Origin of the sequence: Stenotrophomonas pictorum JCM 9942 (assembly GCF_001310775.1) — a bacterium.
Taxonomy (GTDB): Bacteria; Pseudomonadota; Gammaproteobacteria; order Xanthomonadales; family Xanthomonadaceae; genus Stenotrophomonas; species Stenotrophomonas pictorum.
Window position 1 is genome coordinate 1 of record NZ_BAZI01000261.1, and the last position, 3,811, is coordinate 3,811.

Genomic DNA, 3,811 nt, shown 5'->3' on the forward strand with positions numbered 1-3,811 from the left:
CGGTGCAGGTGGCCACGCCGCCGGCGCCCGTGCCAACCACCGCCAGTGCCTGGGTGCTGATGGACTACGCCACCGGGCAGGTGCTGGCCGGCGAGAACATCCACACCCCGCTGCCGCCGGCCAGCATCACCAAGGTGATGACGTCCTATGTGCTTGCCGCGGAAATGAAGAACGGCAAGATCAAGCCCGACGACCAGGTGATGATGAGCGAGCGCGCCTGGCGTGAAGGCGGTGCCGGCACCGATGGCAGCTACAGCGGCTTCCCGGTCAACCAGACCGCACGGCTGGAAGACATGGAAAAAGGCATGGCCGTCCAGTCCGGCAACGACGCGGCGATCGCACTGGCCGAACACGCCGCCGGCAGCCAGGAGGCCTTCGCCGCGCTGATGAACAGCTACGCCGCCAAGATCGGCATGAAGGACTCGCACTTCGTCAATGCCCACGGCCTCACCGCCGAGGGCCACCAGTCCAGCGCCTACGATCTGGCGCTGCTGGGCCGCGCGTTCGTGCGCGACTATCCGGAAACCTACGCCTACAACAAGATCAAGGAATTCACCGTAGGCAAGATCACCCAGCCCAACCGCAACCTGCTGCTGTGGCGCGATGCCAGCGTGGACGGCATCAAGACCGGCCACACCTCGGCGGCCGGTTACTGCCTGCTGAGCTCGGCCCAGCGCGGCGACCAGCGCTTGATCGCGGTGGTGCTGGGCGGCGCCTCGGAAAAACAGCGCGCCGATGACAGCCTGGCGCTGCTGAACTGGGGTTTCCGCTTCTTCGAGACCCACCGGCTGTACGAGCCGGGCAAGGCGGTGACCGCGCAGCATGTTTGGAAGGGCAAGGCCGATGAAGTGCAGCTGGGCGTGGCCCAGCCGATGCTGGTGAGCGTGCCGCGTGGCCGTTACAACGATCTGAAGCCGTCGATGGATGTGCCCAAGCAGCTGGTGGCGCCGATCGCCGCCGGTCAGCAGATCGGCACGGTCAAGGTCTCGCTGGACGGCAAGGTGGTGGCCGAAGCGCCGCTGGTGGCGGTGCAGGCGGTGGAGGAGGGTGGCTTCTTCAAGCGCCTGTGGGACGCCTTCATGATGTGGTGGAAGTCCGAGTAAGGACCCGCCACACCGCAGCGAAAAGCCGGCGCCCGCGCCGGCTTTTTTGTTTTCCGCAGTGGCCCGCTACAGGGTGCGGCTGACAGTGAAGCTGCCGAACACCGGTGTCTGCCGCTGGCCTTCAAATTCGCGGCTGCGGTGGTAGCGCGCCAGTGCGAACTTCCACTTGCCGCGCATCACCGCCAGCCCGTAGCCGAGTTCCCCGACCAGCGGGCGCTTGTCCACGCGATGGCTGCGGCGGAAGGTGTTGCCGTCCAGGGTGATGTCGCGCAGCACCCAGCGCGCATCGGCGGTCATGAACAGGTGGCCGGACCAGCCCTCGGCACGGCTGCGACGGGTGGGGGCGGTGTTCTCGCCGGCCGGGCGCAGCGGCGAGCTGCCGAAGTCGTCGGGCAGTTTCCAGCCGAAGCGGATCTCGCCGCCGCCATTGGCATAGGTGGCCAGGTTGCCCAGGGCGCCGCCCCCGTGGCTGATCACATCCCAGCCCCAGCCGTGCGCCTCGCCTTCGGCCGGCCAGCGCTGCAGGCGTTCGTGCAGTAGCTTGAACACCGGTTCGTCCTTCAGCTGGTGTCCCCAGCCCCTGAACTTTTCGTCGCCGAGCAGGCCGTGTACGCCGTCCTGCACCTGTTTGCCCTGTGCCGACGGACCGACCATGCCCAGGGCCAGCTGGGTGGTGCGCAGGTGGTTCCGGTGACGGGCATTGAAGCCGAAGGTGGCCAACAGCACCGCAGCATACGGACGGTCATCGCCGATCAGGTCGCTGCGGGTGTGATCGGTCGGGGTGAACAGGCCCTGGCCGACACTGAAGATCATGTTCTGCTGCTCGAACCGGCCCGGATACAGGTGCTCCAGATACTGGTTCACCCAGCGCGCCGGCCGTGGCAGGCAGGGGTCGTCGGTGTAATCGCGCAGGTTGGGCGAGACCAGCGTCAGCAGCGCGCCATTGGTATAGCCCTGGTCCTGCTGGGCGCCGCCGAACAGGTCGTTGTCCACGCGGAAGTTGAGCGCCGGCGGCTGTTCAAGCAATGCGCTGGCGGTGCAGGTGGTGGCGGAGGCGTTGCCCGCAGCGCTGAGTCCGAACGCTGCCAGTGCCAAGCCGAGCCATAGGTGGGCTTTCATCGGGATCGGATCTGATCTGCCAAGGGAAGGCCGGGCAGCTTAGGGGAGTACTGGAAACTGCCATATCCCGCCGGCTGGATCAGATCGTTGCAGCGTCCCGGATGCGCGCACGGGTATCCGAGCGCGGCGGTGCCGGTACTGGAACCCCAGCAGCGCGACCGGCTGGAAATCCGCGTTCCATTGCACCGGACAGGGGACATCTGGCGCATATCCTGTCGCGGCGCCGACACTGCGCAAAACGTAAGTGACCGCGGGGCGGGGGATTGCGGGCGGCGGATGCCCAGGAGATTGCGCCTATTCAGTAATGTATATTTCATCTGAAGCCACTTTGCCAAAGCAGGGACCTGCATGCCCTGTGAGGGAGTGCGGGCATCACTTTCACACGCGATACAACCAGGCCGGCATGCAGGCGACGGCCACAGGGGAAAACATGAAAAAGTATTCTGCAGCGCCGGTTCTGGGTGCAGCACTGGCGTTGGCTCTGTTCGCACCGGCCGCCCAGGCGCTGGATTTCAAAATGAGTCTCCGCGGTGGCCTGAAGTGCAAGAAACCCGAAGGCACGATCCGTATCGTCGAACCCGATGACGGGCAGGCGCTGTGGGCCAGCCATGGCCTGCCGGCGCCGACGCGCATGTTGCGGGTGATGGTGACCGATTCCAATTGCTTCACGATCCTGGACCGTGGCGTGGGTTTTGCCGCCGCGCAGGCCGAGCGTGAACTGGTGGCCGGCGGTCATATCCAGGAAGGCGCGAATCTGGGCGGAGGGCAGATGCTGGCCGCCGACTTCATTCTGATTCCCGACCTGGTCTCGCAAAATCCCAATGCCGGCGGTTCCAACGTCGGTGGTGGTGCCGGTACCGATAAAAAACGCGGCCTGATCGGTGGCCTGGCCAACGTGGCCACGCTCGGCGTGGCGGGCAAGATCGCCGGCGGCATGAGCTCGCGCAAGCAGACCGCCGAGGTGATCTTGACCATCACCGATTCGCGCACCGCCGAACTGCTGGGTACCGCCTCCGGCGAGGCCAAGCTGACCGACCGTGACTGGAACCTGATGGCCTCGGCCTCGGCCAAGGGGATCAATGGCGGAATTTCGGCCGGTGCCTACGAGAACACCGAGTTCGGCAAGGTGATCAAGGAAGCCTATGGCGAAGCGTTCCAGGCGCTGCTTGAGCGGGTGGAGAAGGTCGATTTCGCCGCCCGGGTGAGGTCGGCGCCCACTGCCACCTCCAAGCCGCAGCTGGCCAGTGCCGCCACCACCTCCTATCCGGCTGGTGGCAATCCGACCGCGACGGCCTCGGCGATGCCGGCCAGCGCAATCGCCGCGCAGCAGGCCTTGCAGATCCAGCAGATGCAGTTGCAGATGCAGCAGATGCAGGCGGCCCAGCATCTGGCACAGCAGCAGATGCCGGTGGTGCCGCCGCCGGTGGCGGTGCTCCCGGTGCAGCCTTCGCCCTATGACCAGCAAGGTTATGCGGCAGCGCAGGCCGGTGCCGCGCCGTTGGCAGGCCAGACGGCCGGCGCCATGCAGCAGGGCGCCGGTGCCATTGTCGGTGGATTGGCGCAGGCGGCGGTACAGCAGCTGGTGCCGG

General features: G+C 66.4%; 3 protein-coding genes. 2 read left to right on the forward strand and 1 reads right to left on the reverse strand.

Annotation, left to right across the window (positions count from 1 at the left end; genetic code table 11):
• Positions 1 to 2: 2 nt before the first annotated feature.
• Positions 3 to 1,103, forward strand: coding sequence for a D-alanyl-D-alanine carboxypeptidase family protein (locus tag JCM9942_RS12010; protein WP_157722897.1), 1,101 nt, complete (start codon positions 3 to 5; stop codon positions 1,101 to 1,103).
• A 66-nt stretch (positions 1,104 to 1,169) separates the two neighbouring features.
• Here the strand turns inward: JCM9942_RS12010 and JCM9942_RS12015 are convergent, their stop codons facing one another.
• Positions 1,170 to 2,222 carry a lipid A deacylase LpxR family protein gene (locus JCM9942_RS12015; protein ID WP_054659929.1) on the reverse strand — a complete coding sequence of 351 codons (1,053 nt, stop codon included), beginning with the start codon at positions 2,220 to 2,222 and terminating at the stop codon, positions 1,170 to 1,172.
• A 517-nt stretch (positions 2,223 to 2,739) separates the two neighbouring features.
• Here JCM9942_RS12015 and JCM9942_RS12020 point away from each other — a divergent pair.
• The coding region (locus JCM9942_RS12020) for a CsgG/HfaB family protein (protein ID WP_172675107.1) at positions 2,740 to 3,811 on the forward strand (1,072 nt) is incomplete at its 3' end.